Source organism: Lysobacter sp. TAF61, from assembly GCF_052113485.1.
Lineage (GTDB): Bacteria > Pseudomonadota > Gammaproteobacteria > Xanthomonadales > Xanthomonadaceae > Lysobacter_J.
Genome location: NZ_JBFRDH010000051.1, coordinates 1 through 355 on the forward strand (window position 1 = coordinate 1; position 355 = coordinate 355).

At 64.5% G+C, this 355-nt stretch carries 1 protein-coding gene; it reads right to left on the bottom strand.

What is annotated here, in order from left to right; translation table 11 throughout:
- A partial coding sequence (locus AB4Y64_RS17765; RefSeq protein ID WP_441817771.1) for a M17 family peptidase N-terminal domain-containing protein occupies nt 1-274 on the bottom strand: 274 nt, incomplete at its 3' end.
- Nucleotides 275-355 lie beyond the last annotated feature (81 nt).

Sequence of the window (355 nt, forward strand, 5' to 3'; positions counted from 1 at the left end):
CCTCGGGCAGCATCACCTGGGTGCCGCGCTTGCCTTCGAAGTCGCCCTGCTTGACCAGACGGCCCACCAGCCCCTTGGTGGCAACGTCCAGCGCCTTGGCCACGCCGGCCAGATTCTGGCCTTCGAACAGCCCAACCACCAGGCAGTCGGTCTTCGTGGCCAGGAAACCATTTTGGCCGGCTTTGCTCCAATCCAGGGCTTTTGTGCTAAATTCCATCGCGCTTCCTTCCAGGGGCTCGTCGAAAAGAAAGCCCCCATTATCCGCGATTTTCATCCGCGATCCGCCGCCGCCGATCCGCCACGCTGACAGCCCGCGGTCCTGCCAGTCCCTCGGCCCCCGGTACATCGCCCGCTC